Annotated in this window: 19 protein-coding genes and 2 pseudogenes; 5 read left to right on the forward strand and 16 right to left on the reverse strand. The window is 53.4% G+C overall.

Annotation, left to right across the window (positions count from 1 at the left end; translation table 11 throughout):
- Positions 1-48 precede the first annotated feature (48 nt).
- From dagF to ETA_RS20110, 8 genes and pseudogenes are all read right to left on the reverse strand, one after another.
- On the reverse strand, positions 49-789 hold the full coding sequence (dagF, locus tag ETA_RS15810; protein ID WP_012442625.1) for a 2-dehydro-3-deoxy-phosphogluconate aldolase: 741 nt from the start codon (positions 787-789) through the stop codon (positions 49-51).
- Positions 786-1907 carry a DgaE family pyridoxal phosphate-dependent ammonia lyase gene (locus tag ETA_RS15815; protein WP_012442626.1) on the reverse strand — a complete coding sequence of 374 codons (1122 nt, stop codon included), beginning with the start codon at positions 1905-1907 and terminating at the stop codon, positions 786-788. Before ETA_RS15815 ends, dagF begins: the two co-directional genes overlap by 4 nt.
- Positions 1891-3024, reverse strand: coding sequence for an amidohydrolase/deacetylase family metallohydrolase (locus ETA_RS15820; protein ID WP_012442627.1), 1134 nt, complete (start codon positions 3022-3024; stop codon positions 1891-1893). The genes ETA_RS15815 and ETA_RS15820 overlap by 17 nt, the downstream gene beginning before the upstream one ends.
- 45 nt (positions 3025-3069) lie before the next feature.
- Positions 3070-3714 (reverse strand): DUF4310 family protein, encoded by a 645-nt coding sequence (locus ETA_RS15825; protein ID WP_012442628.1) that lies wholly within the window; start codon positions 3712-3714, stop codon positions 3070-3072.
- 13 nt (positions 3715-3727) lie between these two features.
- Positions 3728-4505 (reverse strand): annotated as a pseudogene (locus ETA_RS15830) (DUF4311 domain-containing protein).
- Between the two features lie 32 nt (positions 4506-4537).
- Positions 4538-4837 carry a DUF4312 family protein gene (locus tag ETA_RS15835; RefSeq protein ID WP_012442631.1) on the reverse strand — a complete coding sequence of 100 codons (300 nt, stop codon included), beginning with the start codon at positions 4835-4837 and terminating at the stop codon, positions 4538-4540.
- Positions 4834-5196, reverse strand: a complete 363-nt coding sequence (locus tag ETA_RS20105; protein WP_012442632.1) for an SFCGS family glycine-rich protein — start codon at positions 5194-5196, stop codon at positions 4834-4836. Before ETA_RS20105 ends, ETA_RS15835 begins: the two co-directional genes overlap by 4 nt.
- Before the next feature lie 18 nt (positions 5197-5214).
- A pseudogene (locus ETA_RS20110) lies at positions 5215-5550 on the reverse strand (glycine dehydrogenase); the annotation flags it as partial.
- 394 nt (positions 5551-5944) lie between these two features.
- Between ETA_RS20110 and ETA_RS15845 the strand changes: the two are divergent.
- Positions 5945-6670, forward strand: a complete 726-nt coding sequence (locus tag ETA_RS15845) for a hypothetical protein (RefSeq protein ID WP_012442633.1) — start codon at positions 5945-5947, stop codon at positions 6668-6670.
- Positions 6671-6769: 99 nt separating this feature from the next.
- Here the strand turns inward: ETA_RS15845 and pmbA are convergent, their stop codons facing one another.
- Entirely contained in the window at positions 6770-8110 is a 1341-nt protein-coding gene (pmbA, locus tag ETA_RS15850) for a metalloprotease PmbA (RefSeq protein ID WP_012442634.1), read from the reverse strand.
- Between the two features lie 163 nt (positions 8111-8273).
- Here pmbA and yjgA point away from each other — a divergent pair, with 163 nt between their 5' ends.
- The gene (gene yjgA / locus ETA_RS15855) at positions 8274-8813 is read left to right on the forward strand and encodes a ribosome biogenesis factor YjgA (protein ID WP_012442635.1); all 540 of its coding nucleotides are present in this window, start codon (positions 8274-8276) and stop codon (positions 8811-8813) included.
- Positions 8814-8914: 101 nt separating this feature from the next.
- Here the strand turns inward: yjgA and mpl are convergent, their stop codons facing one another.
- Positions 8915-10267, reverse strand: a complete 1353-nt coding sequence (gene mpl, locus ETA_RS15860; RefSeq protein ID WP_012442636.1) for a UDP-N-acetylmuramate:L-alanyl-gamma-D-glutamyl-meso-diaminopimelate ligase — start codon at positions 10265-10267, stop codon at positions 8915-8917.
- A 172-nt stretch (positions 10268-10439) separates the two neighbouring features.
- On the opposite strand from mpl, the gene fbp reads away from it, so the two are divergent.
- A complete protein-coding gene (gene fbp, locus ETA_RS15865) occupies positions 10440-11438 on the forward strand; it encodes a class 1 fructose-bisphosphatase (RefSeq protein ID WP_012442637.1) in 999 nt (332 codons plus the stop codon).
- Positions 11439-11532: 94 nt separating this feature from the next.
- Here fbp and ETA_RS15870 read toward each other — a convergent pair whose 3' ends face one another.
- Positions 11533-13098: a methyl-accepting chemotaxis protein gene (locus tag ETA_RS15870; protein WP_012442638.1), complete on the reverse strand. Its 1566-nt coding sequence runs from the start codon at positions 13096-13098 to the stop codon at positions 11533-11535.
- A gap of 466 nt (positions 13099-13564) precedes the next feature.
- On the opposite strand from ETA_RS15870, the gene ppa reads away from it, so the two are divergent.
- Entirely contained in the window at positions 13565-14101 is a 537-nt protein-coding gene (ppa, locus tag ETA_RS15875) for an inorganic diphosphatase (RefSeq protein WP_012442639.1), read from the forward strand.
- Between the two features lie 114 nt (positions 14102-14215).
- Here the strand turns inward: ppa and ETA_RS15880 are convergent, their stop codons facing one another.
- The 3 genes from ETA_RS15880 to tamA are packed head-to-tail and all read right to left on the reverse strand — an operon-like array spanning position 14216 to position 20078.
- Complete coding sequence (locus ETA_RS15880; protein WP_012442640.1) at positions 14216-14566, reverse strand: gamma-glutamylcyclotransferase family protein; 351 nt, start codon at positions 14564-14566, stop codon at positions 14216-14218.
- Between the two features lie 2 nt (positions 14567-14568).
- Positions 14569-18342: an autotransporter assembly complex protein TamB gene (tamB, locus tag ETA_RS15885; protein WP_012442641.1), complete on the reverse strand. Its 3774-nt coding sequence runs from the start codon at positions 18340-18342 to the stop codon at positions 14569-14571.
- A complete protein-coding gene (tamA, locus tag ETA_RS15890) occupies positions 18339-20078 on the reverse strand; it encodes an autotransporter assembly complex protein TamA (RefSeq protein WP_042959360.1) in 1740 nt (579 codons plus the stop codon). The genes tamB and tamA overlap by 4 nt, the downstream gene beginning before the upstream one ends.
- Before the next feature lie 632 nt (positions 20079-20710).
- Between tamA and ETA_RS15900 the strand changes: the two genes are divergently transcribed.
- A complete protein-coding gene (locus ETA_RS15900; RefSeq protein WP_012442643.1) occupies positions 20711-22039 on the forward strand; it encodes a hemolysin family protein in 1329 nt (442 codons plus the stop codon).
- Positions 22040-22086: 47 nt separating this feature from the next.
- On the opposite strand, the gene ETA_RS15905 is transcribed toward ETA_RS15900, so the two are convergent.
- Entirely contained in the window at positions 22087-22293 is a 207-nt protein-coding gene (locus ETA_RS15905) for a DUF1107 domain-containing protein (RefSeq protein ID WP_012442644.1), read from the reverse strand.
- Positions 22294-22733: 440 nt separating this feature from the next.
- A complete protein-coding gene (locus ETA_RS18715) occupies positions 22734-25784 on the reverse strand; it encodes a hypothetical protein (RefSeq protein WP_012442645.1) in 3051 nt (1016 codons plus the stop codon).
- Positions 25785-25828 lie beyond the last annotated feature (44 nt).

Genomic DNA, 25828 nt, shown 5'->3' on the forward strand with positions numbered 1-25828 from the left:
TTTCACGATGAAAAATAGCCCCTGTTAAAACAAGGGGCAGAATGAATATCAATCCACCAGCTGCCGGGTGATCGCCATCAGCCTTGCCACCTCTTCAGGTCGCGTCAGGCCTGTGGATTTATCCATTATCGAGCTGTAGATATGCGGGATAATTTTACTGACGCCGGCATCCAGTGCGAACTGTAGGATCGCAGCAAAGTTATTTAAATCGATACCTCCGGTGGGCTCCAGCCAGAAATCCTGTGCCGCGCAGGCGGCGGCCACCGCCTTAAACTCGTCAATGGTGTGCAGCCCATTCATCGGAAAATATTTTACCGAGCTGCCGCCCATGTCCTTCAGGAGCGCCACCGCGGTGGCCACCGGAACCACGCCGTCTGCCTTTCTGCAACTGAGCGGGCCGGTAGAAATCTTCACCATCCCAGGCTGGCCGGTCGGTGAGATAAGCCCGTTTACCACCGTCTGCGACTGCCCGAGCAGCACCCGCGAGGTCGCCACGCCGGTAAATACCTGGTTAACGTGCTGCGGCTGAATGCGGGCTGCGATTGCGCTCACCTTTGTTGACTGCTGCGGATCGCCGCCACCCAGACCCACCGACAGCGCATTATCGATTAATGCCGCATATTCGCGCATATCGGTCACCGCACTGTCCACGCTGTCATAATCTTTCGACAATACGCCGACAAGCACATGGCCTTCTGCCGCCTGCCAGATATCACGCGCGTTCTGTTTTGAACCGGCCAGTACGTTGAGACATACCCGGTCACGATAGAAATTGGGGGTTAGCGTCATAAGCATTGATATCCGGCAATAAAGGCATTAATACAAGAAAAAATGGTGCGCAGCTGATCAACGGTCACGCTGCGCACGTCTACTTCGACAATCCCTTCATTGGCCTTGTAATCTCGAAAATAGATGGCAATATCGCCGGTTTTCAGCGCCTGGACGATCTCTCCGGCGGTACGCCCCAGCGCCGCCTTATCAAAATGCATTTCCGTACGGGCAATATCCCGTCCGGCAGCATCCCATACCACTCGCGCCTTGATGCCCGACAGTTGATTAAGGCTGGCGATAAATGGCGTCATTTTTTCCACCATCTGCCTGCCGGTCACCCTGGTGCGCAGCAGATAGTTTTCAATCGCCAGGGTCAAACCGAGAATACCCTCTTTACCCACCTTCATCGCACGGCCAATGCCCTGCGACTGCCTTTTCACCCACTCGACATACTGCGTCTTGCCAATAACCAGCCCGCTGGTCGGCCCCTCGATCGCTTTGGCACCGCTGTAGACAACCAGATCGGCACCAGCCTTATAGTCATCCTGTAAATCTTCTTCGGCGGCAGCGTCAACAATCAGCGGTACACCGTGCTTATGCGCCACCACTGCCGCCTGCTCCACGCTAAGGTGACTTTTCTGCACACAATGATGCGACTTGATATACAGAACGGCGGCGGTTTGCGCGGTGATAGCCGCTGAAAGCTGTTCTGCTGAGCATTCGTTGGCATAGCCCGCTTCCACCAGCCGCCCCCCGCCCAGTGCCACCATCGTGCCAACCGGAGCGCCATAGTTCACGTTATGACCTTTCGGCAGCACGATGTCATGCGCAACGTCCAACGGGGCAGCATGGAGATGATCCAGCAGCCAGGGGTTATCCTTGGTAATCACCGCCGCTATCGACTGGGCAAGTCCCGCCGATGCACAGGAAACCACCAGCGCCGCCTCACACCCCAGAAGCCCGGCGATATACCTACCGCTTTTATTTATCAAATCGTTAATTTCAAAATAGTGATTCAGGCCAAATTTAACCGTTTCCACCACGTCGGCACTCGGCGTAGACACCCCGAGGATCGTCATGCGGCCGGAGGCGTTGATCACCTGCTTTAAGCCATATTTTTCATAAACTGAGGTCATTACGTTTTTTCCCTTCATCGGTCATGGATCCCTGCCCGCCGACCACGGCGACCAGCGGCACCAGCTGTCTTTCACCGGGCAGCGTCTGCCCGTCAGAATCACCGAACAGGCAGACGGCCCGCTGCAGGTCGAAAATCGTCAGATCGGCGGCATAACCCGGTTCGAGCCGACCAACCTCGGCCAGACGCAGTCCGTCAGCAGCCTGCGTGGTCACGCAGTCGATCACCTGTGACAGCGTCATGCCGAGATGCAGAAACTTCGACATCACCTGCGCCAGGCTATAAACCGGGCCGTTAAGACGGTTACGGCAGTAGATATCCGAACTGATGGTATGCGGCAAAATGCCCTGGGCGATCGCCGCCCGCGCCACCGCAAAGCTGAAGCTGGCGCTACCGTGGCCCACATCCAGCCGCACGCCGCGCTGCAATGCGCGAGTGATGGAGGCGCGCAAAATGCCGGATGGGGCCAGGATGCGGTTCGCCTTGCCATGATAACAGTGGGTGATCGTGTCGCCCGCGGTCAGCAGATCGGCGATCTCATCAAGATCCGGCGGATCGTTGCCGATATGCACCATCAGCGGCAGCTGCCCGTTATCCTGCTGCATCGTTTTGGCGCGCCGCAGCGGTTGAATACCGTTTTGTTCTACCACGCTGCTGCTGATACGGGCCTTGAGGCCAACAATAAACCCCGGATGCCGCTGCAATGCGGCTTTCACCGCCTGCTCGTCGAGGTTTGCCATATCGGCCAGCTCGTTCTGGGTGACAATACCGCCACGGGCAATATTCAACAGCGCGTAGACCCTGGTGCTGGCACCACGAGTCAGCTGAAAAAAATCATCAATCTCGTCGGCTCCGGCGCTGCCCGCATCCACCACCGTGGTCACCCCGCTCTCTACCCCAATGCGATCGGCTTCATCATGATAAATCGGTGATTTGGCATAACAGTGGACATGCGAATCAATCCACCCCGCGCTAAGCCAGTAGCGACCGGCCAGATCCCACTCGCGCACCGCGCTGCCAGACAGCATGCCAACGGCAGCAATTTTGCCCTTATCTATCGCAATATCAGTGAGTGCACCGTTGCTAAGGCGGGCCTGCCGGATAATCAGGTCAAACATGGCGAACTCCTGAGCGCGGCCGCTTCCTGCCGCCACGCGGGTTAATTACAGTCCGATAGGGAAGATCGCCCCCAGCAGCATCGCCCCGAGGATAGCCCCACCGACGATCGGCTTATTCCACAGGTAAAACAACAGTGAGCCGACCAGCGAACCCAGGCCGATAGGAATTGACGCGCTGATGGCAGACAAAACGATCAGTGGCCCGAGAAAACGGCCTGCGGCATTGCCCGCCCCCATCATCACGTCAGCGCCATAGGTGGAGTCGCTGTTATTAATGGTAAATTTGCGCGCAAGAATGATCAGATAGCCGACCGCCAGGCCGAGTATCAGCCCGGTAGCCAGTGCGGCAGCAAAGTGAGCTATCGGAAAAATAACCCCGGCCCCCAGCAACAGCGCCGGCACGCCCAGGCCTATACCGGTCTGGATGGCGCCACCAATATCAAGGATGCCGACCAGCGAACCTTCAATAATGCGCGCAAACAGAAAGCTGGCACCAAAGGCGGCGACCGCACCGTAGACGCCCGTATCCATACCGGAGCGTAACATCGAGACAAAAGCGACCTCGTTAAATGCCCCCAGCCCGTAGACGTAATACATATGCGTACCGGCAAATACCCCGGCGGATAGCAGGCCGACGAAGATCGGAAATGACCAGTCCGCATACCAGAAACCGCTTTTTGACTCATCCATTGCCTTCGTCCTTTTATTTACCGCTAAGGGTGTTGTGGAGAATATCCAGCCAGTTCGGTATAACCAGCTGGAAGGATTGCAGCACCTTCATATCGAATCCACGGAAGAAACCGCTGAGTACAAACAGCAGGATGATGGCTGCCATCATCACTTTCGTGACGCGGTTCCAGCCGCTCTCTTCCACCCCTTTACCGATCAGAATGCCCAGCACCAGCCCCGGTACGGCATTACCCATCATCAGCTGCGCCAGCCCGCCAAAAATGGTGGCCCAGAAACCCGACCTTTTACCGGCATCGATCGCCGCCAGCCAGAACAGTACCGGCATCACGGTATTCACCAGCAGGTTAGCCGCGGGAACCAGTACTTTTACCGCGGCTAACCTGCAACGCTGCCGGCACCGCCAACGCGGTGGAGTTAAGAAAAGCCACGACGATCGTGCCCACGATGCCGCAGGCTATCGCCATTTTCTTCGGGTTATGCAGGGTTTGCGCCAGGTCACGGTTTTTCATCATCAGCGCCGCCGCCCCCCAGTTGGGGATGATGCGGTGGTCAACATCCTGGGTGAAAGAGCCGGCCGCCACGGAAGAGGCCCAGGCGTTGAAAAAGAATCCGAGACCGAAAGAGAAGTGAGAGGCCGGATCGCCCTCACAGGAGTTCAACTCACCGAGTGTACGAAATGCACCCATGCCCTGCGTGGTGGGGGCATGAAACATACGCGCTGCCCCGGCTCCCACCCCCACGCCGACCAGGCCGCCAATCATTAACGACTTAAATAATATGATTAAAAACATCCGCTTTTCCTTTTTGTTATCGCCAAACGTTTTTATTTCACGGTGCTGAATTCCACCCTGTCGGCCGCTATCGCCACCACATTGACGACGATCTCCAGCTCAACGCCGTAGATCCGCTTTTCGCGCGCCAGAAAGAAAAAAAAGAACTTTTCTTTACTAACGCGTTGCCACGCGCTCAACACCCGAACCTCAACGGGCTCAATACGCAGCAGGACGTTTTGACTGGATTTCAACACCGTGTTTTGTACCTGGCTCAACGCGGCGGCAAACGCCTTCGCTTTGCTGTCGTCTTTCCCGCTGACTTTCACCGTGGTAGTGAATTGTTCTTTCATCCTGCTTGCTTCTTCTTCCACGCCTGTAACAGGCGCTCACCCAGCTCCTCTTTGTCCATAAAGCCGAAACCCAGCACGGTAGCGCCGTCGTTAATGGCGGTAACGCCTTCTTCGATGGAGCGCATGCCGTGTTTCGCCTTATAGCCATACTTGTTCTGGGCCGTGATAGCCCCGGCACCGCCGCTGCCGCAGAAGGAGATGCCAAAATCGGCGTTTTCTGCCTTCATGACGTCACCCAGCTTCATATCTGCCGCCACCCCCGGCACCACGACAGCATGGCCCCCCGCTTTCTCAATGCCTGCGGCCACTTTCTGCCCCTTCCCCAGACGATCGCCGATAACAACGGTGATTTTAGACATCGTGCCCCCCTCATTTTCGTTTGCTTGAGCGACTTCAAAATGCACCGACAGCAGCCATGACTCTTCAACAGACAAATTACCAAACAGGTCTACCACCTGCTGAGCCAGCGCCATCGACCGTGGTGAAATCTCTTCAAACAGGTCGGCTTCAACGTCGGGAAGCGCTTCTCCGGTGAGTGAGCGCAGCGCCATTGCCCGTACATGGGAAGCCAACATATGTTGCTGTACCGGATTGGGTCGAATATTCCCTGCGGCAATCAGCCCGGTAATTTGCGTCATTACCCGTGCAGTCAGCCGTTGAATATCGGCGTCCCTTTCTGTCACCCCACTCATCGGCAACGTTCCTTTACTCACTGACATTCCCCCCTCATCCGCAATGCAAATAAACTAGCCCGGCAGCGGCTGACTGTGTAGAACGACTTTTTCCACCACGAAGTGGAAATAAGTGGGTGATGACCGGGCCGTATCGCAAAAGCGTTATGGCCGAAAAAGAGAGGGGGGCTGATGTAAGCGGTTAATAAGCTCCAGTGCATAACTGTAACGGTAAAACCAGGCGTGCTTATCGACTGATTATATAACGGGAAAGAGAGCTCGCATTTTTTACTTCGCTTCGTTTAGTTTAGTTTAAGCCTTTATACCAATGACGACATCCCTAACCTCATCGGTAGTAACTAAGCGTTTTCTGGAAGAGTTATTGGTCCTTAAAGATAATACTTACGTGCCAAATAAATAATTCGGGGTATGATAAATGGTAAATATTACAACGGGCTTTTTACGGGTTTTTGGAATATCTGGTTCACGGCCGATCGCAACGCAAACGCCTGGTCATTCGTTTTTTTCAAGGATCGTGGGCGTTAAAAACTCTGTAAACCAGCTTAACCAACGGCTCAAGCCTGCCAGTTTACCGAAAGCTTTCGAGGGGGTGAATGCTACCGCAGCACCCGAAAACTTAGTCGCACTAAAGGATCGGCAGATTGCTTTCAGCGTGGGTCCTCAAAATATAATACGGAGAAACAACGTTGCCAATCCTGATATTAGTGCACCCGTATGTCTATATACCGATAAAAAAAGAGACAATACTTCGGTTCAGAAACCCGGCTTAGCGACGATGTTAAAAGCCGCGCTGAAGGAATTTGAAAGTAATCGGAACAAAAATATACCCGGAAACAGCACATCCGCCTCTGTGGTGAATGTAACCGCGCCGCCGAATCATCCTACCTTTAAATACCCGGTCACGCTGCCTTCAGAGGAACGATGCCTGAAACCACATCGTCAGGCGCCGCCACTTCCGGAAATTAGAAATTTTGCTTCTGACAAACCGCGGTTTAATGCCGATAATACAGAAAGCACTATCGCAGCAGCGCCCAAAACCCTCATGAAGGAAATCATGTGGCATTTAGAGTTATATGACGATATTGAATTAGCCGCTAAGAAGAACCCGGAGGGCTATTCAACTTTGCGTACATCGGAATAAGTTGATAGCACCTGAGTGTCTTTTCAGGTGCAGGTTAGCGGAAAGAACAGGGGCAACGGTTTTCACCGCCGCCCTTTTAGCCTACAGAAAGAGGGGGAATTACTGCCCGGCGATTTTCATTTCGGGTAACAGAACGGAACCACACTGAATATTGCTGCGCGTTTCAATATCACTCCCCACCGATACCATATTACGCCACATATCTTTCAGGTTACCCGCGATCGTTATCTCACTCACCGGATACTGGATAACGCCATTTTCTACCCAGAAGCCGGAAGCGCCACGCGAATAATCGCCGGTGATCCCACTGACGCCCTGCCCCATCAGTTCGGTTACCAGCAGCCCGGTTCCAAGCTGCTTCAGCATGCCATCGAAGCTGTGCCCCTGCCCGGCGATACGCCAGTTATGGATACCGCCCGCATGACCCGTGCTCTGCAAGCCCAGCTTACGCGCCGAATAGCTGGTCAGTAGCCAGTTCTGCAACACGCCCTCTTTTACGATGTCGCGCCGATGGGTACGCACGCCTTCACCGTCGAACGGCGTTGAGGCCAGCCCTTTCAGCAGGTGTGGATGTTCTTCAATGGTCAGCCATTCAGGTAGGATCTGCTGGCCGAGCGAGTCGAGCAGGAAGGTGGATTTGCGGTACACGCTTCCGCCGCTGATCGCCCCGACAAGATGGCCAAACAGCCCGGTGGCAACTTCAGCGGCAAACATCACCGGCGCTTTCATCGTTGACAGTTTGCGCGGAGACAGGCGCGACAGCGTGCGGCGCGCGCACTCTTCACCCACGTATTCCGGCGACTGAAGGTCTTCCATCGCACGGCCGATGGTGTAAGCGTAGTCCCGCTCCATATCGCCGTTTTCTTCCGCGATAACGCAGCTGGAAAGCGAGTGACGGCTGGAGCAATACCCCTGGATCATCCCGTGGCTGTTGCCAAACACCTTAATGCCAACGTGGCTGTTAAAGCTGCCGCCTTCGGTATTGGTGATACGCTTATCTGCTTTTAACGCCGCCTGCTCTGCGCGTGCCGCCAGTTCGATGGCGCGATCGGCATCGATCTCGCTCGGATGGAACAGATCAAGATCGGGCGCTTCAAACGCCAGTAGTTCAGGGTCCGCCACGCCGGCGTAAGGGTCCGGCGAGGTGTAACGCGCAATGTCCAGCGCGGCCTGCACGGTACGCTGGATAGCGTCCTGACTCAGGTCGGTTGAAGAGGCGCTACCTTTACGATTCTGGTAATAAACGGTAATGCCCAGCGCGCCATCACTGTTGAACTCAACATTTTCCACGGCACCGTAACGGGTGCTGACGCCGATGCCGGTCGTTTTCGTGACCGCAACCTCCGCCCCGTCGCTGCTGGTGCTTGCCAGTTCGAGTGCTGTCGCTACCGCCTGTTCCAGGATTTTACGCTGTTCTGCAACTTGGGAGAGTAATTTCATTGACCTACCATATAATTAAAAAAGGGCGGTTTTTTCGGCGGCTTAGCCTGCGGGAAAATCGCGCTATGGTGATTACGTTATTTTGAGTCTAACAGAGTAAGAGAACAATTTCGCAGTAGCCGCGTAACCTGATAACATTAGCCTCTTTTTTTGGAGCCTGACCATGACCAAGCAGCCTGATGAGTGGCTCGATGACGTACCCGATAACGATGAAGAAGATGAAGAGATTATCTGGGTCAGTAAGAGTGAAATTAAACGCGATGCCGAGGAGTTAAAGCGCCTCGGGGCAGAGCTGATGGAGCTGGGGAGTAACTCCCTTGACAGGATCCCGCTGGATGAAGATCTGCGCAGCGCCATTGAGCTGGCGCAGAAAATCAAGAAAGAGGGCCGCCGCCGCCAGATGCAGCTCATCGGTAAGATGCTGCGCTCGCGCGACGAGGAGCCGATCCGCACCGCGCTGGATAAGCTGAAAAACCGCCACAACCAGCAGGTCGCCCTTTTCCATAAACTGGAGATGATGCGCGATCGCCTGGTGGAACAGGGGGACGAGGCGGTCGCCGAAGTGCTGGCCCTCTATCCGAACGCCGATCGTCAGCAGCTGCGTGCGATGATCCGTAACGCGCAAAAAGAGAAAGCGGGCAACAAGCCGCCGAAAGCCTATCGCCAGATCTTCCAGTATCTGCGCGAGCTGGCCGAAGCCTGATCCGCCAACGGCGTGCGGACCTCAACAGGGTCCGCCGCTGGCAAAGTTCAGGTCAGCATTCACCGCCGATGGAAAGCGGCTCTCCGCACGCGGAGGGCACGTTATGCCAGCCGGTCTAACAGCTTCTGATGGATCCCGCCAAAGCCGCCGTTACTCATCACCAGAATCGTGTCTCCCGGATGGGCAATCTTGGCGATCGCCTCGACCAGCGTGTCGATATCGGCACTCCAGTGCGCCGGCTGAATGCAGGCATCCGCCACTTCTGACACCTGCCACGGAATATGGTGTGGCTGATAGAGAAACACCTCGTCGGCACGACCTAATGACGGAGCGAGGTCGTTCTTGCTGATGCCCATCTTCATGGTGTTGGAGCGAGGCTCCAGCACCGCCAGAATACGTGCCGTGCCGCCCACCTTGCCGCGCAGCGCCGCCAGCGTGGCGTTAATGGCCGTAGGATGATGGGCAAAATCATCATAAACTTTGATACCGTTGCTCTCGCCACGCAGCTCCAGCCGACGGCGGGCGTTGATAAAATCATTCAACGCGCGGCCGGCATCCTCCGGCTTCACGCCCACATGACGGGCTGCGGCAATCGCCATCATACCGTTACGCATATTGTGCTCGCCAACCAGTGACCAGTTCACCTCCGCCACGCGCTCACCGTCAAGCCAGACTTCCCAATGAGAAGCGTCTGGGGACAGTTTCTTCACCTGCCAGCAGCCGTTTTCACCTACCGCTTCTTGCTCGCTCCAGCAACCCATCGCCATCACCTGCTTCAGATTGGCATCATGCTCCGGCAGGATAATTTTTCCCTGTCCCGGCACGATACGCACCAGATGATGGAACTGTTTCTGAATGGCGCGTAAATCCTCGTAGATATCCGCATGATCGAATTCCAGATTATTCAGGATCAGAGTGCGCGGGCAGTAATGCACAAACTTAGCGCGTTTGTCGAAAAATGCACAGTCGTACTCATCCGCTTCAATCACAAAGAATGGGCTTTTCCCTAATTTAGCCGAAACGTCGAAGTTTCCCGGTACGCCACCGATGACAAAGCCCGGCTCATAGCCACAGGCCTGTAAAATCCACGCCACCATGCCCGCCGTGGTGGTTTTGCCGTGGGTTCCCGCTACCGCGATCACCCAGTGGTCACGCAACACGAAATCATGTAACCACTGTGGGCCGGAGAGGTAGGGAATATTCCGTTCCAGTACCGCTTCCACACAGGGATTTCCACGGGTCATGGCATTACCGATAATCACCAGGTCTGGAGCAGGATCGAGCTGCGAAGCATCATAACCCTGTATTAAATCAATGCCCTGCTTTTCCAGCAGCGTGCTCATCGGCGGATAGACGTTAACATCGGAGCCGGTAACGTCATGACCGAGTGCGCGAGCTAACATCGCCAGACCGCCCATGAAAGTGCCACAGATACCAAGAATATGGATACGCATAAAAGGTCCGTTTGGTGAAAGTTCTGGCCTAGTGTACCGCCCTCATCGTGCGGAAGAAACGGATTTGCCCTATGTTCTTTACTATTCAATCAGCTAAACTGCTGTCGCATATGCATACATTGGCAGTTTGTGAATCAAGCTGCTCTTCAATCGCAGATTCAGGAATTGTGTTATGAAAACGTTAGGCGAATTTATCGTCGAAAAGCAACATGACTTTCCGCACGCAACCGGTGAACTGACGGCGCTCATCTCCGCCATCAAACTGGGTGCGAAGATCATTCACCGGGATATCAATAAAGCCGGTCTGGTCGACATTCTCGGGGCAAGCGGCGTTGAAAATATTCAGGGCGAGCAGCAGATGAAACTTGACCTGTATGCGAATGAAAAACTCAAAGCCGCACTGAAGGCGCGCGGTATCGTCGCCGGTATCGCGTCTGAAGAAGAAGACGAAATCGTTATTTTCGAAGGTGTGGAAAACGGCAAATATGTCGTGCTGATGGACCCCCTCGACGGCTCTTCTAACATCGATGTTAACGTATCGGTAGGCACCATTTTCTCAATTTACCGCCGTATTACCCCGGCGGGTACGCCGGTCACCGAAGAGGACTTCTTACAGCCGGGCAGTCAGCAGGTCGCTGCGGGTTACGTGGTTTACGGCTCGTCAACCATGCTGGTTTATACCACCGGTTATGGCGTACACGCCTTTACCTATGACCCGTCGCTAGGCGTGTTCTGCCTGAGCGCGGAGCGCATGACTTTCCCGGAAAATGGCTATACCTACTCGATTAACGAAGGTAACTATATTCGCTTCCCGCAGGGGGTGAAAAAATACCTTAAATTCTGCCAAGAAGAGGATAAAGCCACCCGCCGCCCCTATACCTCACGCTATATTGGCTCGCTGGTGGCAGACTTCCACCGCAATTTGCTGAAAGGCGGTATCTATCTCTATCCAAGTACGGCAAGTCATCCACAGGGCAAGCTGCGTCTACTGTATGAATGTAATCCGATGGCCTTCCTTGCAGAGCAGGCCGGTGGTAAAGCCTCTGACGGCAAAAATCGTATTCTCGACCTGGTGCCCGAAACTCTCCACCAGCGCTCGCCGTTCTTCGTCGGTAATGATCATATGGTGAATGATACCGAACGTTTCCTGCGTGAGTATCCGGATAACTAAACGCCGGGCGCCTGAACAGGGCTTACCGTTTGGCAACGCTCTCTGACAGAAACCGGGCAGACTCTAAAAATCTGCCCGGTAAGCAGCCGGGATATCAGGCCCCTTGCGCCACCTTAAATACCGCCATCGTCTGCATTAGCTGACGGGATTGCTCCTCAAGCGACTGGGTAGCGGCGGCGGCCTGTTCGACCAACGCGGCATTCTGCTGCGCCACTTCATCCATTTGTGTAACGGCCACGTTTACCTGTTCGATACCGTGACTTTGCTCCTGTGACGCGCTGGAGATCTCCTTCATCAGCGTCGTCACGCGCATCACTTCGGTTGAGATCTCATCCATAGTTTCACCCGCTTTATTTGCCATATCTGAACCCTCGTTGACGCGGGTTTGAGACTCGGCAATCAGCGTGCGGATCTCCTTCGCTGCCGTGGCGCTACGCTGGGCAAGATTACGCACTTCGCTGGCAACCACGGCGAAACCGCGTCCCTGCTCCCCGGCACGCGCCGCTTCGACAGAAGCATTCAGCGCCAGGATATTGGTCTGGAAAGCAATGCCGTCAATCACGCCGAGAATATCGCCTACACGCTGCGAGCTGTTGGAGATCTCCGACATTTTCCCCATCACGTAACTGACCACTTCCGCACCGCGTTCGGCGGTATCTGAAACCGACTGCGCCAGTAAATGCGCCTGCTGCGCATTGTCCGCGTTCTGCTTCACCGTGGCCGTCAGCTGTTCCATGCTCGCCGCCGTCTGCTCCAGCGATGCCGCCGACTCTTCGGTGCGCTGCGAGAGATTCAGGTTGCCCGATGTCAGTTCACGGCTGCCGATATCAATCTGCATACTGGCATCACGCACCTGACCGACCGAGTGCTGCAACGACTGCTGCATGCTGCCGAGCGCAGCATTCAGGCGGCCAATTTCATTTTTGCCGCTTTCCGGCACACGCTGGGTCAGGTCGCCGGCCGCAATGTACTCCAGATGTTTGATCGCATTGTCCAACGGCTTCAGCAACAGTTCGCGCAGGATCATCCATGCCAGTGCCACCAGCAGTAACGTCAACGCGCCGCTGACCAGAATCAGAATGGTCATCATCGACTGATTATAATCCGCCTGCTCCAGACGCGATGCCGTCACTTCGTTTGCATACTGACCAAAGTCGTCAACCGCATCACTGTACTTACCCGCCAGTGCGGAGAGGTTGCCTTCGAGGACCTGATAATAGTCATTGGCGTTCTGCTTCTGCATTGCGCTCATCAGCGGCGTGATGCCGTTAGCAACGTAATCCCGGAAGGTTGCGACAACCTTCTCCGCCAGAATGCGGCCATGCTCAGTCACGGTTCCAGCTTCAATAAATTTTTTCAGCTCGTTTTCTGAAGTGACCACATAGCTAAGCGCACGATCGGCCGCTTTGGCCGCCTTATCGGGCTGACCAATCTCCAGCTGACGCATCGCCAGCGCCGCAACGGCACGGGCGCGCAGCAAGCTGCCGTTGCTGATGTAGAGCGCATTTAACTCAATGCCCTGGATGCGGTTGACGGCATCCAGTGAACGATTCCCCTTCTGTATGGCGGTAATTCCCATTACGCTGACTACCAGTAGCAGCAGCGTCATCAGGCCGAGTAGGGCCAATAAGCCCGAACGTATTGAGATTCTTTTTAGCATTGTCTTTTCCCGATGGTGTTGAGTCTGTAAATTCCCGGTATTTAAAATCGACCAAGTTATCGGCAGTAACTCCAGGTAACTTTACCGAAAATAGATTATTTCGGTCTTTTACCAGTACGCGTTGATGAACCGGTCTGCGTACCACGGCACGGCAGAACAGCTCTTTCAGACAGTCAGCAAGCCACATCCGGCAACAATGATGCTGTGGGCAAACCGTATTAACGGTAGATGAAGCAAAAATCTTAAACTTATTGCTTAACGCAAATTTTTCTCCTCTCCTCCCACCATGGCAAATCTGCGAAATCAGCAATATGAGACATAAGCATTCTTTTTCCGATCATTCCCTATCCACAGCGATCTCGCCGCCAGGCCGGAGCATTCTTAAAGCCTGAAAAAGGGGAGTACTTTGACGATGAGATGGCTATAATACCGGGCACTCAACCTAAGATGATTGAAGGAATTTACCATGAGCCTTAACCACGTACCTGCTGGCAAAGACCTGCCGGATGACATCTATGTCGTCATTGAGATCCCGGCTAACGCAGCGCCGATCAAATATGAAGTTGATAAAGAGTCGGGTGCTCTGTTCGTAGATCGCTTTATGGCCACCGCAATGTTCTACCCGTGCAATTACGGTTACATCAACAACACACTCTCTCTGGACGGTGACCCGGTTGACGTGCTGGTGCCAACGCCTTATCCGCTGCAGCCAGGTTCTGTGATCCGCTGCCGTCCGGTTGGCGTGCTGAAAATGACCGACGAGTCAGGTGAAGACGCTAAAGTGGTTGCGGTTCCGCACAGCAAACTGAGCAAAGAGTATGAGCACATCCAGGATGTGAACGACCTTCCAGAACTGCTGCGCGGCCAGATCGGCCACTTCTTCGAGCAGTATAAAGCGCTGGAAAAAGGCAAATGGGTTAAAGTTGAAGGCTGGGAAGGCGTTGCGGCGGCAAAAGCTGAAATCGTTTCTTCTTTCGAGCGTGCGGCGAAAGCTGATAAGTGATCGTGTGCAGCCCTGATGTTAGCGCACCTCGCGTTAGCATCAGGACGACCGTTTTGCCCGATCGCTGAGCATAAAAAAACACCGTCTGTTATTCAGACGGTGTTTTTTTTACGGTTATGTCGCGGAAATACCTCTTTGCAGCCAGTCACCGCTTTCGATTCGCTCCCGGCCCTTCACCGTTCGCTGGTAAACATACAGCCATGCGCTTCCATAGGGGGTTGAGACCAGCTCGCGCCGGTACTCCCCACCTTTAGTTCTGAGCGCATCCAGCTCCCCCAGGGTCGAGGCATCGATTCGGTACACCTCACAATGAACCTGCCCCTCTCCCATCACTACCCCAGGGTAATGACCCAAACTGTACAGCGCATAGCCGGCGATCTGATGATCGCCCAGCCACTGCGCGTTGGTCATCCAGTGACTGTTACCTTGCTTCCGCCGCAGGCTGCCATAGACAATTATTCGCATGACTAAAACTCAAACTGATAGAGCAAATCCAGTGCCTGGTCAACCCCAGACACCGCTTCCAAATAGAGCTTAGGCATCAGGCGATAACGCAGCGTTAATGTCGCCAGTGAATCAAAAATGCCAACACCGTATTTTACCTGTAGACCCGGCAGCACATAGCCGCTGACCTGCACCTTCTGGCTGTCGCCGACTCCGGTGGTATCCAGCGCCAGATTACTGACACCAAAGGTCTCGCCGATTTTACCCACAACCTGCCCACTTTGTGCAAGCCCCAATCCTACCAGAGCAGAGGTTATTGCGTCGCTATCGCTGCCGGAAGCGCCTAATCCCTGACCGCGCAGCAGATAGGACAGGGCTTCCTGCTGAGACTTCGCTGGATCGGAGAAAATTTCCACCTTCGGCTCATCCGCCAGTCCGGTCACGCGCACCCCGGCGGTAACATCGTCTTCGGTGGCTTCCGGGTTACGGATCGCTTCTATATTCAGATACGGCTGATCGGCCGGGCCGGAGAATTGCAGCTCGCCTTTACGCACGATCAGATCCTGGCCGTACGCATGGAAGCGTCCGGATGGGATATTGATCTGCCCATTAAGTCCCAGCCCGCGTTTATCCTGCACCATTTTCAGGTCGCCGTTCAGCTTCGCCTTCAGGCCAAAGGCACTGAGGCGTACATCGTTACCGACATGAATAACCAGATTGCTGTTGATCGGAATAGCGGCAGACTTAGGCGCTATCGGTTTAAGGTTTTTATCCAGCAACACTTCGTCGGAAGAAACCCCGACCGCGCTGGTCGGGACTTCCTGCACGGTGATACGCGCCCAGGGGATATCAACACGGCCTTCAAGATTGAACAGCTGTGGAGTGGCTTCAAACACCAGATCCGGCGATACGTCCATACGCACCATGGGCGGCACGGTGACGCGTATCTTGTCCCCTTTCGCCGCAATACGCGCGCGCCAGGCATCCAGCTGGTTCCAGTCGGCGTTACCGTCCAGGGCGATCTGCCCCTGTGATGTCTGAACCAACCCTTTCAGGGTCGAACTCATGCCGTTAAAGACCATCGTCAAATTGGCCGCGGTGAGATCGACCGGCATAAAGCTGCCGTCAACATCGACGTTACGCAGCCCCAAATCACCAAATACCTGAGGCTTTTGCAGATTGCCGCCAAGGCGCAGACGTGTATTCAGCTCTCCGGTGATTTTCTCTCCCTGCATCAGGGCCGGATTGAGCATCGCCAGCGACAGACTGGTAATATTGACATTGCCGGACAGTGTACGTCGCCCCTGCGGATCGGCAATCTGTACGTTACCGTCAAGCTGACCGTTATTAGCGATACGCAGCAGCCAGTCCAGCTGCGCACGACCATTTTTCAACGCCGCATTGAGGTTTAGCGTATCAAAAGCGATGGGCAGATTATTGCCCTGCACATCCTGATCGACCTTAACCCCGCGCCCCTTCAAGGCAACACGCCCGGTAGGCAGGGCACCGTCGGCTGTCCAGCTGACATCCGCATCGCCGTTAAATACCCCCGCCAGCCGCGTGGTGTCAGGCATAAACGGTTTGATCATGGCCAGATCGAAGCGGTTGAGCACCACGCGGGCATGACCGGAAGGCCCAGCTTCCACCGTCTGCGGCACGCACAGCTCGGCGTTCGGGTTCTGCCAACAGTGCGGCCCAATGCTCACCGTCTGTTTCGCGTTGAGATAATCAAGCGCAATGGCGCGGGTTAAGCGCCAGTCACCGACCGGAGTCGCGAAACGGGTATTGTTTAACGTTCCCTGCCAACGCCCGGCCGCGCGGTCAAAGGCACCGTTGAGCGCCAGCTGGCCGGAAACCGGTTCTCCCTGCACGCTGAGCTTAAGCTGGTGCTGTTTTTCCGTGCCGCTGGCGTCAAGCTGCAGCAGCCTGACCACCAATGCATCCTGCTTCAGCTGCTCCACGCGCAGATTCACTTTACCCTGCACCTGTTCGCCAGAGCGAACATCGCCGTCCAGCTTGATACGCCCAATACGCATCGCCTGCCAGCGCAAACCGCTGGCGGTCAAATCCGCCAGCAGCTGCGGCGTCTTCAGGTCGCCACGCGCACGGATCGTTCCTACCGCAACGCCGCCCAATCCCGGCAGGGCGTTATCGAGATGCCTGGCATCAATATCAGCATCCAGAGCCAGCTTCTCGCCAAGGGAACCTTTCACATTGACGTTATTGCGCCCCAGCACCAGTTTTATGCCGGGGATATCCCACTGGTTGTAACTGTTGCCGGACAAAGAGCCGTCGGCGCTTACGGCGTTGTTACGCACGTTACCTTTAAGCTTCAGCTCCGGCACACGCATCTGCCAGCTGCCGCCGTACAGACTGCCTCGGGTAGTGATTTTCCCCTCCAGCTTCGCCGGCCAGTCAGGATACTGTTTTGCGGTATTGATCCCTGACAGGGTCAATTCACTATGCCAGCTGATCGCCTTACTCCAGTCAACCAGCGCCGTCAGATCGGTATTGCCCTGCAATGCTGCCAGACGCAGCTTATCGAGAGAGAACTGTTCAACATTGCCTTTGCCATCCAGCGTCAGTGTGGCTGGCGGCACCCCTTCCCCCTGCAAAGCCGCTTTGAGCGACATCACATAGTCCGTGGCTTTGCCGTTGAAGCTGAAGTTGACGTTATTTGCCTGGAACTGTGCCGCCCCCTCCAGCGGCCAGCGCAGCTGTGGGCTTTGCAGGCGCATATTGATCGGCAGACCCGCTACGGCCAGCTGGCTATCGGCATCAAGCTGCGCGCGCACCGGGCCAGACAAATTGAGCGCCAGCTTAAGCGTATCGCGCAGTCCGCCGTCCAGCGTCATTTTGATCTTCTCGCCTTTGAGCGGATCGAGGTTGATCGCGCCATTGAGCGTAAAGCTCATTGGCCAGCTGCCGCTGAGCGTCGCCCCGCCCTGCGCGTTGAGCTGCCCTTGGGGAGAATCCACGTCAAGCGTTTGCAGCTGGAGCTGATTATGCTCGGTTTTGGCCTTGAGCAGCAGTCGATTAACGGCAATATCGCTATCGCCGGTGATGCGCAGCTGCTCGCCGAGGATCTGTTGCACGTTAACATCGAGCGGCAGGATAAATTCCGGCAGATCCGGCAGCAGTGGTTTGGCAAACAGCGCCTTAAGCGTCTCGCCCAGCGGCGCTTCATCCGCTGCCGGCCGTTCAATTTTCGGCTCTACTACCTGCTCGCTGGCGACTTTTGCCGCTTTCGGCAGCGCAACCAGCAGCCCCTGGATATGGGTTGGGGTGAGCGTCAACGCTCGCTCCTGCCAGTGCAGGCCGCTGGTGAAGTCGGCGAGAGAAATGGCGGTATCGTCGATTTTCACGTTAATGTTGTGCAGCGCCAGCCTGCTCAAGGTGAGCGGATACGGCGTGCTGATCTCCCCCGTACTGCCCTCCTTTTTCACCGGCGCGTCGGCAGCAGGCGGCATCCGTTTGCTGTCCACCACCACGTTCACATCCTTCAACGCCAAATCGTTAATGCAGAAGGCGCTCTGTTTCAGACAGCCGAGGCGCAACGCAAGATGGAACTCGCCCGCCTTCACCGTAACACCCGGCATGTCATAGCTGACGCCCTTCAGGGTCAGGTTACGCCAGCCGCCGTCCACCTGCTGAATGCCCAACCCCGGAACCCAGCGTGCCGCCGAATTCAGGGCCAGGTGTAGGCCGGTCGTGGTGCCAAGCAAAAAAGCAATGCCGCCAAGCAGCAGCAGGATAAAAATGAGAATGCCAATCAGACCCTTTTTCCACCACTTCATAGTTCAGGCCCCAAACCAATGTAGAACTGAATATCACGCTTATCTTCATCGCCAATCGCACGGGCAATATCGAGTTTGATCGGCCCCACCGGCGACTGCCAGCGCACGCCAACACCGGCACCGGTCTTCACGTTGCTCTGTTTGATATCGTTGACCGCCTCACCCGAGTCAATAAACACCGCGCTCCACCATTTCCCCGTGACGTTGTACTGATATTCAAGCGAGCCGGTCGCCAGCTTCGAGGCCCCTGTTAGCTTGCCGTCATCATCACGCGGAGAAATCCCTTTATATTTGTAGCCACGAATGCTGCGGTCACCCCCGGCAAAGAAGCGCAGATCCGGCGGTACTTTCTGGAAATCATTGGTTTCAATCCAGCCAAGGTTAGCGCGCGCTACGAAGCGATGCTTTTCTGCCAACGTACGTATCCACACGTTCTGCGCCTGGATAACCGCGAAGTCGATATCCGACCCCCAGGTGGTATCAGACACATCGAGAGAATAGCGCTGCGAATCGCCCCAGGTGGGCATCAGCCCGCCGCGTGAGCGGGTGCGGTTAATGCTCACACCAGGGTAAAGCAGCATGGTGGTATTGGTGACGTTGCCCTGGGTAAAGTGATCCAGGCTCCAGCGCAGGTTAATCGCACGCTGCCAGCCACTGGAACTGTCCCAGTAACGCGATGCGGCAAGAGTAGAGGAGTCGGCCTTGGTATCGTTAAGGTCGGTTCTTTTTAGGCCCCCCTGTAACAGATAATACTGCTCAAGCGGGCTTTTAAGGAGCGGCACCTTGTAACTGAAATCGAGCTGCTGTTCCGGCGCAGAAATGTTCGCGCTGGTGCTGAAACTGTGCCCGCGATCGTTGACCCAGGGCTTTTTCCACGTGGCTTTGACGCGCGGGCCGACGTCCGTCGAGTAACCGACGCCGGTTTCTATGGTGTTCTCGGTGCGCGGTGAGACAAAGCCGTGCAGCGGCAGCATTTTGCTGGCGCGTCCTTTATCAAACTCCGGTACGACCACGACGGAATTGAACCAGCCGGTCGCCGACAGACGGCGATTCAGTTCAGCCAGGTCGCGCGAACTGTAGTCATCGCCTTTTTTGAAAGGCACCAGGTTTTCCAGATACTCGTCGCGGATTTGTGAACCAGAAAAACTGACGTCACCGAAGCGATAACGCTGGCCGCTGTCGTAGTCGATATCCCAGAATGCTTCACGCCGCTCGACGGAAACCCCAAGCTGGCTTTGACGATAATCGGCGTCGAAATAGCCTTTACGCAGCGCCATATTGCTTAACGAGCTTTTAAATTTTTCGTAGTCGCTGTGATTGAGTACGGTTCCCAGTTTAGGTTTGCCGTCGTTGACCAGCCGGCGGTAATCCTCATCGGTACGCGCTCCGCCGCGCAGGATCACGGTTTCTCCGGCTATTTTGACCGGCTCACCCGGAGAGACTTTCGCCAGCAGCAGCGGACGTTTGCCGCCGGCGGGGGGCGGAAGCAAATCGAAATCAATCTTAGGTTCGTAATAACCCAGTGCCTTCAGCCCCTCTTTCACCGCCTCGCTAACACGTGAACGGAAGCGACCATCGGCAGACACTTCATCACCGGTAATCGTGGACAAACGCGCCCTGACATTTTTTTCCAGATCGCCGGACAGGCCTGTGACCTGCAGACGGACGTTCGCCGCCTGCGCTACAGGGGCGGCGATCAGTAGACAAGACATGCAATACACATGGATTCGTGGCACGCAGACTCCCATTTATTATTGCCAGCCCTTAATTCCAATAGGCTTAACCTGATAAACAATTTCGCAAACCGACACCATTTGGGCTTTTACCCATGGGCTCGATACGACCAGCCGACTGTCGCTGCGCATAGCAAAAAATTTGCTGTTATTGTGTGCAAAGTCACGGCACGTTACAACACTGGATTGCAATCACGCGTGATAAACGCCAAATCAGCGCATAGTTGCTCAACGTGAGGTTCATACCGCCACAGCACACGCGCCAAAAGAAAGAAAGCGATAGCGCAGTGTATCGCGCTATCAGCTTCACACAAGTTTCAATCCGGTTAAGCCGTGGAAAACGGCTGAATATCACTCTGTTCACTGCCGCAATTGTAAGCGCTCGTCGCCGCAGCTATAATCTTCGCACGGTCTGCTACGCGACCTGATAACCCTTCTGCCCGGCCATGCGCCGTATCGCAGACATTTTTGGCACGGATAGCCCTGAATCGCTGAACTTCCTGATGTGACATGCGCAGGCTCCGGATCCTGCGCGCTGCCCAGGCCAAAAATGACAAGTGATTAACCCGGCCCCCTCTGGCTGAGCGATTGGCGTTCTGATTGCCGCAGAGTACGAGCCATCATATGGATGTTTTATGTTAGACAGTTTTCTTGTCATTGTACTGCTGATTGCGGTTAGCTCATTTTTCTCTCTTTCAGAGATCTCACTGGCGGCCGCTCGTAAAATTAAACTCAAGCTGCTGGCCGATGAGGGCAATATCAATGCCCAGCGCGTGCTGAAAATGCAGGAAACTCCCGGCATGTTCTTCACCGTGGTGCAGATTGGCCTGAACGCGGTGGCGATTCTTGGCGGTATCGTTGGCGATGCCGCATTCTCTCCCGCGTTCAAATCGCTGTTTGAACGCTTTTTTGATGCTGAAATGGCAGAACGCCTGAGCTTTATTTGTTCGTTCACCCTGGTTACCAGCCTGTTTATCCTGTTCGCCGACCTGTTTCCCAAGCGCCTTGGCATGATCGCGCCTGAAAGCGTGGCGTTGAAGATCATCAACCCGATGCGTTTTTGCCTGTTTATCTTCCGCCCGCTGGTGTGGTTTTTTAACGGCGGAGCCAATATTATTTTCCGCTTATTTAAAATCCCGCTGGTGCGTAAAGACGATATCACCTCTGACGATATCTATGCGGTGGTGGAGGCGGGCGCACTGGCCGGCGTGCTGCGTAAGCAGGAGCATGAACTGATTGAAAACGTATTCGAGCTGGAATCGCGCACCGTGCCCTCCTCGATGACCTCACGCGAGAACGTGGTGTGGTTTGACCTGCACGAGGATGAAACCAGCCTTAAAGAGAAGATTGCGCGCCATCCACATTCAAAATTTCTCGTCTGTAATCAAGATATTGACCACATCGTCGGCTACGTAGATTCAAAAGAGCTGCTGCTGCGTGTACTGGGCAACCAGAGTATGGCGCTGAACAGCGGCGTGCAGATCCGCTCAGCGCTTATCGTGCCTGATACCCTTACGTTGTCTGAAGCCCTGGAGAGTTTTAAAACCGCCGGAGAAGATTTTGCCGTCATCATGAATGAATACGCGCTGGTGGTGGGTATTATCACGCTCAACGATGTGATGACCACGCTGATGGGCGATCTGGTGGGCCAGGGGCTGGAAGAGCAGATTGTCGCGCGTGATGAGAACTCATGGCTGGTCGAAGGCGGCACGCCGATCGAGGACGTGATGCGTGTGCTGCATATCGACGAGTTTCCGCAGTCGGGTAACTACGAGACCATTGGCGGCTTTATGATGTTTATGCTGCGTAAAATCCCGAAACGAACCGACTTTGTCAAACTGCACGGCTATAAGTTCGAAGTGGTGGATATCGACAGCTACCGCATCGATCAGCTGCTGGTGACGCGTATTGATGCGCGCCCGCTGCCAGCGATATTGCCGAAGGATGTTGAAGAGAACGCATAACGGTAGCGGCACACAGTGAAAAGGCGCAGATTGCGCCTTTTTGCTTTTTAGTTGAATTCTGTCTGCAGTCGCAGAACCTGCCGGTTAACTTCTGACATCACGCTGTAGTGTTGTTTGTCTTTGATGCGTGGGATCAGAATCTTACCTTTATCAAATTCAAATGCGCCAACGTCTTTGATGTAGAACCTTCCCCGAAACAACGTCTTAACGTATTTAGCGACCTGTAACGGATTATATCGCTGGAAGATTTTCATTATCTTGCTACTCCTGAAATATTAACTACGTCTCGTCGTTGCCAAAAGCGGTACGAGTTGATGAAACGCAAAGTACAAAGACTATAGAACATGATCCGCTTCCAGTGTTCTTAAAACTGACTTTTTTAAGCGTTTTTACACATCAATACAGAAGACTCTGTTAGCTGACCTGTATTTAGCAGTATAAACCTTCAATACATAAGGATTTGTGCACCCTGGTGCAAAACTGTCATAGCGATATGACAGGCAGCATGATGAAGACGTATTATTTCAGTAGTATGACGACCAGATTGATCGGCACGCCCTCTGCCGGAACGCGCTGCATCGCCATGCGCTGCAGCCTGTTCAATACAGCTGCTCCTCTTATTTTTACAGCAGCACGTCTTTTTAGTTGCGCCCCACGGCAGATCCAGCCCGCTGCTGTGATCGCCCCGCAAAGGCTAACGTTGTGGCAACGACGCGAAAACGTCAGCCTGCCCGTTGGGCCCAGTCACCAAATCGGTAAGTCTGGAGGTAAACTCCTCTCTGGATACGGGGTTTTGCGCCAAATCAATTTCAAATAACCTCGACTCAACATCGTGCCTTATTCCCGTTATTTCAAATTCGATGTTTGGCAGAAAAATGAACTCGGACTCACCATCCCTCATCACGTCATCCATCTGTGCACCGCAATAGGGCGAAATCTTCTTTATATTATAAATAACGTTCACTTTATCCGCCGGGAGTGTAGAGATATCTGACGCTAAAAATGATTCAGCGACATCCATCTCTGCGGTTGTACTAAAGAAAGCACGTGTCGAGTAGTCATCCCCTACCCGAAAAGCGCTTATTTCCGTTAAGTCTCTGACCTCGCCTCTGTAAAAGGGCAGCATATCTTCTATTTCGGCAAATTTTTCTGGAATGCCGGCCTGATTGTCGGATATGTATCTGATACTTAGCTCAAGTTGTTCAGCCCTGGATTTAACAGCAGCATCAGCCGGGGGATGTAACAATCCCTGATTGATATGCACATAGCCTTCTTTGCCGTAGTCATAAGCTGAAAATATTTCGGAAAAATGATAAGAGTCAAATAATTCTTTTTCATTGTAGGAGCTTATTAATTCATCCAGGTCACCTTCCGGACCAGCAGCTGAAGAAGAAATAGTATTTTCATCAAAAGTCTCCCTCAAGCGTCTTAAAGCATCTTCCCTACTTTCAATCTTTGTTGAAACAGGATAATAAGCCGGCTCACAATTATGTAATAAATGATCCAGGTGGTGACTTTCGATAATAGAATTAACGCAAGGTGCACGCTTTGTCCTGAATGATAACTCACAGCTTTTCAGCAATCTCTTATCAGACTTGCTGAATATGAGTTTTCGGCGACCGGGCATAAAGAATTTATCATTAATATACTGTAAAGGTTGATAAACATCTCCATATTTTAGCATAAAAATAGAATCAGTTAACTTCTCCACCGCCACAAAATTATTCTTCACTTTAATATATAAATCACCGTTAACATCGACCCGCAATCCCATATTGTCGGGTGCAGAAAGCTGGTTTACCTCCACATCCTTCGCGTGCATATCCTGTGTGACCTGCTTTTCAAAATCCTCGGAGACATGAACAGACGTTTCTTGCTCAAATAACCAGCGGCTCCCGTCCCATTCGACCGGAGAGCCTATGTTATCAGGATTTTTTACATCGAAAGCTTCATATAATACTCCCTGACCTCGATGAGGCGTATTTCTTACCGGAACCAGCTCCCCATTCATTTCAACGAATCTTCCCCACGAGTAGTGTCCGGCGTCACCCTTTTTTTCCTGGTGGTATATTTTACCCCCTCCATACAAACCCTGATTATTATTACCTCTGGGGATATAATAGAACCCCGTCATCTGTTCATGTTTTATCAGTAAAATAATTTCATTTTGACTCTCACTAAATACAGGGATGTTGTTTTTTTTACCTAAATGCCATCTTCTGGATAAAGGTTCCATATAGACATGGGCATATTCTTTAATACCGTCTTTTTGCACTATAACATCGTATTTTCCCATACCATTCTGATTGATCTCATAGTAGTCACCCTCAAGATTTACCAGCTTCTTGCCATAACGAACCTGAACATTAAGTCCGGTTGAATCAAAATCATCCGCATAACGCCATGAAAGCGTCTTCTCGTCGACAATAACTTTCCTCTCCAGTACTTCTGGGTTTACGGCATGTGGATAGTAGGTAACGAACTCACCAGGCTTGTCGCTAGGTTTAAGATGAATAATCTCGCCCGCATCATTTATCTTTCCCTTTCCTTGCCTTAACTCTATAAGTATTTCCTCTCTAATACCATTCAGAGGATTACTGGAATAAAATGCCGCGCGCTTCTGGTCTGGCAAAGCATTATGTAATTCGACAGGCTTTGCAATTACAGCCCCACCACGTCGGGAAAATATCAGGCCATCAGGAATTAGCGAAGTGCCCAGCCCTGCAATGATCAACCGACTGGCCCTTTCAGCGCACTCTTCATCCATTTCTCTTTTGTAATACTCCCTGCGTAGTGCGTTAGCTATTAGGTCTCCTATGATTGATTTAAGCCCAATGGTGAAAATATTGGCAATAATGTTCAGCCCGTCCGCAGCCCCACGTAATTCAGGTGAGGGGTGACCATCAACCCCATCATAAATTATTCGGAACGGATTTTCGGCACGCTGCGCCCATAATAAAAACACTTTCCCTGTATTCTCCCCCCTGTCATTCAGTACCTCTTTTTCAACCACACAGTGTTCTTTTATATGTTCTTCAATAAAACGCTCTCTGTCGCGCTCCGCCATCCTTCTGATACGGCTAGAGTTTCTGTATTTATCTTCTACATCAGCGATGACTATCGGTTCCCCGGCAGCTTCTGACTGTAGTCGAATTTTATATTCATCACCGTCTTCTTCGCTCAGCTGTCCACCTGCGACGAAATAATCTACCAGAGAGGAAATCAGCTCTTTCTTTTTCTGCTCGTCTGTAATGATATAGTTCTCATTATCATTTTTCAGGATGGCTCCGCCCTCTTCCCGGGGCAATTGCGTGGCAACAGCCCCGGATATCAGTGATGGAGAATGATAGGCTGTGGCTGGATAATAATTTCCACCCGCGATTATTCCACCCTCTGGGGAAATAGTGGGTGCGTAATTTTGGCCAGCAGGGAACCTATTATTGCCAATGGCTGAGGATAACTGCTCATCGGATGAAAATGCTGCGACTTTCGATACTTGAATCAAAAGCATTAACTGAAAGACCGTAGAGAGTGGGCACCTGCGCATGGTTTTTATCTGCCCTGATTGCCTGTTTAGTTTTTCAGGGATGGTTTCTAGCTGCGATAAAAAGTGGAGTATTTCATTCGGGGGGGGGGGTGGTTTTTTTGAGCATGTGGCAGATGAAACATGAGTGCTGTTTTTATCATATCTCTTATTTTTATGATTACCGATTACAGCTCGGTGCTGCGAAAGGTGTATGGGCACAATATTTCCCCTTCAAGTTAGGATAGAAAGAGATATAATATATA

Origin of the sequence: Erwinia tasmaniensis Et1/99 (genome assembly GCF_000026185.1) — a bacterium.
In the GTDB taxonomy this organism is placed as follows: domain Bacteria; phylum Pseudomonadota; class Gammaproteobacteria; order Enterobacterales; family Enterobacteriaceae; genus Erwinia; species Erwinia tasmaniensis.

Coding starts and splice junctions, on each gene's coding strand:
- dagF (WP_012442625.1), bottom strand. CDS start 789: ATGACGCTAACCCCCAATTTCTATCGTGACCGGGTATGTCTCAACGTA.
- fbp (WP_012442637.1), top strand. CDS start 10,440: ATGAAAACGTTAGGCGAATTTATCGTCGAAAAGCAACATGACTTTCCG.
- yjgA (WP_012442635.1), top strand. CDS start 8,274: ATGACCAAGCAGCCTGATGAGTGGCTCGATGACGTACCCGATAACGAT.
- ETA_RS15820 (WP_012442627.1), bottom strand. CDS start 3,024: ATGTTTGACCTGATTATCCGGCAGGCCCGCCTTAGCAACGGTGCACTC.
- ETA_RS15845 (WP_012442633.1), top strand. CDS start 5,945: ATGGTAAATATTACAACGGGCTTTTTACGGGTTTTTGGAATATCTGGT.
- ppa (WP_012442639.1), top strand. CDS start 13,565: ATGAGCCTTAACCACGTACCTGCTGGCAAAGACCTGCCGGATGACATC.
- ETA_RS15870 (WP_012442638.1), bottom strand. CDS start 13,098: ATGCTAAAAAGAATCTCAATACGTTCGGGCTTATTGGCCCTACTCGGC.
- ETA_RS15905 (WP_012442644.1), bottom strand. CDS start 22,293: ATGAAAATCTTCCAGCGATATAATCCGTTACAGGTCGCTAAATACGTT.
- pmbA (WP_012442634.1), bottom strand. CDS start 8,110: ATGAAATTACTCTCCCAAGTTGCAGAACAGCGTAAAATCCTGGAACAG.
- ETA_RS20105 (WP_012442632.1), bottom strand. CDS start 5,196: ATGTCTAAAATCACCGTTGTTATCGGCGATCGTCTGGGGAAGGGGCAG.
- mpl (WP_012442636.1), bottom strand. CDS start 10,267: ATGCGTATCCATATTCTTGGTATCTGTGGCACTTTCATGGGCGGTCTG.
- ETA_RS15880 (WP_012442640.1), bottom strand. CDS start 14,566: ATGCGAATAATTGTCTATGGCAGCCTGCGGCGGAAGCAAGGTAACAGT.
- ETA_RS15835 (WP_012442631.1), bottom strand. CDS start 4,837: ATGAAAGAACAATTCACTACCACGGTGAAAGTCAGCGGGAAAGACGAC.
- ETA_RS15900 (WP_012442643.1), top strand. CDS start 20,711: ATGTTAGACAGTTTTCTTGTCATTGTACTGCTGATTGCGGTTAGCTCA.
- tamB (WP_012442641.1), bottom strand. CDS start 18,342: ATGAAGTGGTGGAAAAAGGGTCTGATTGGCATTCTCATTTTTATCCTG.
- ETA_RS15825 (WP_012442628.1), bottom strand. CDS start 3,714: ATGGATGAGTCAAAAAGCGGTTTCTGGTATGCGGACTGGTCATTTCCG.
- ETA_RS15815 (WP_012442626.1), bottom strand. CDS start 1,907: ATGACCTCAGTTTATGAAAAATATGGCTTAAAGCAGGTGATCAACGCC.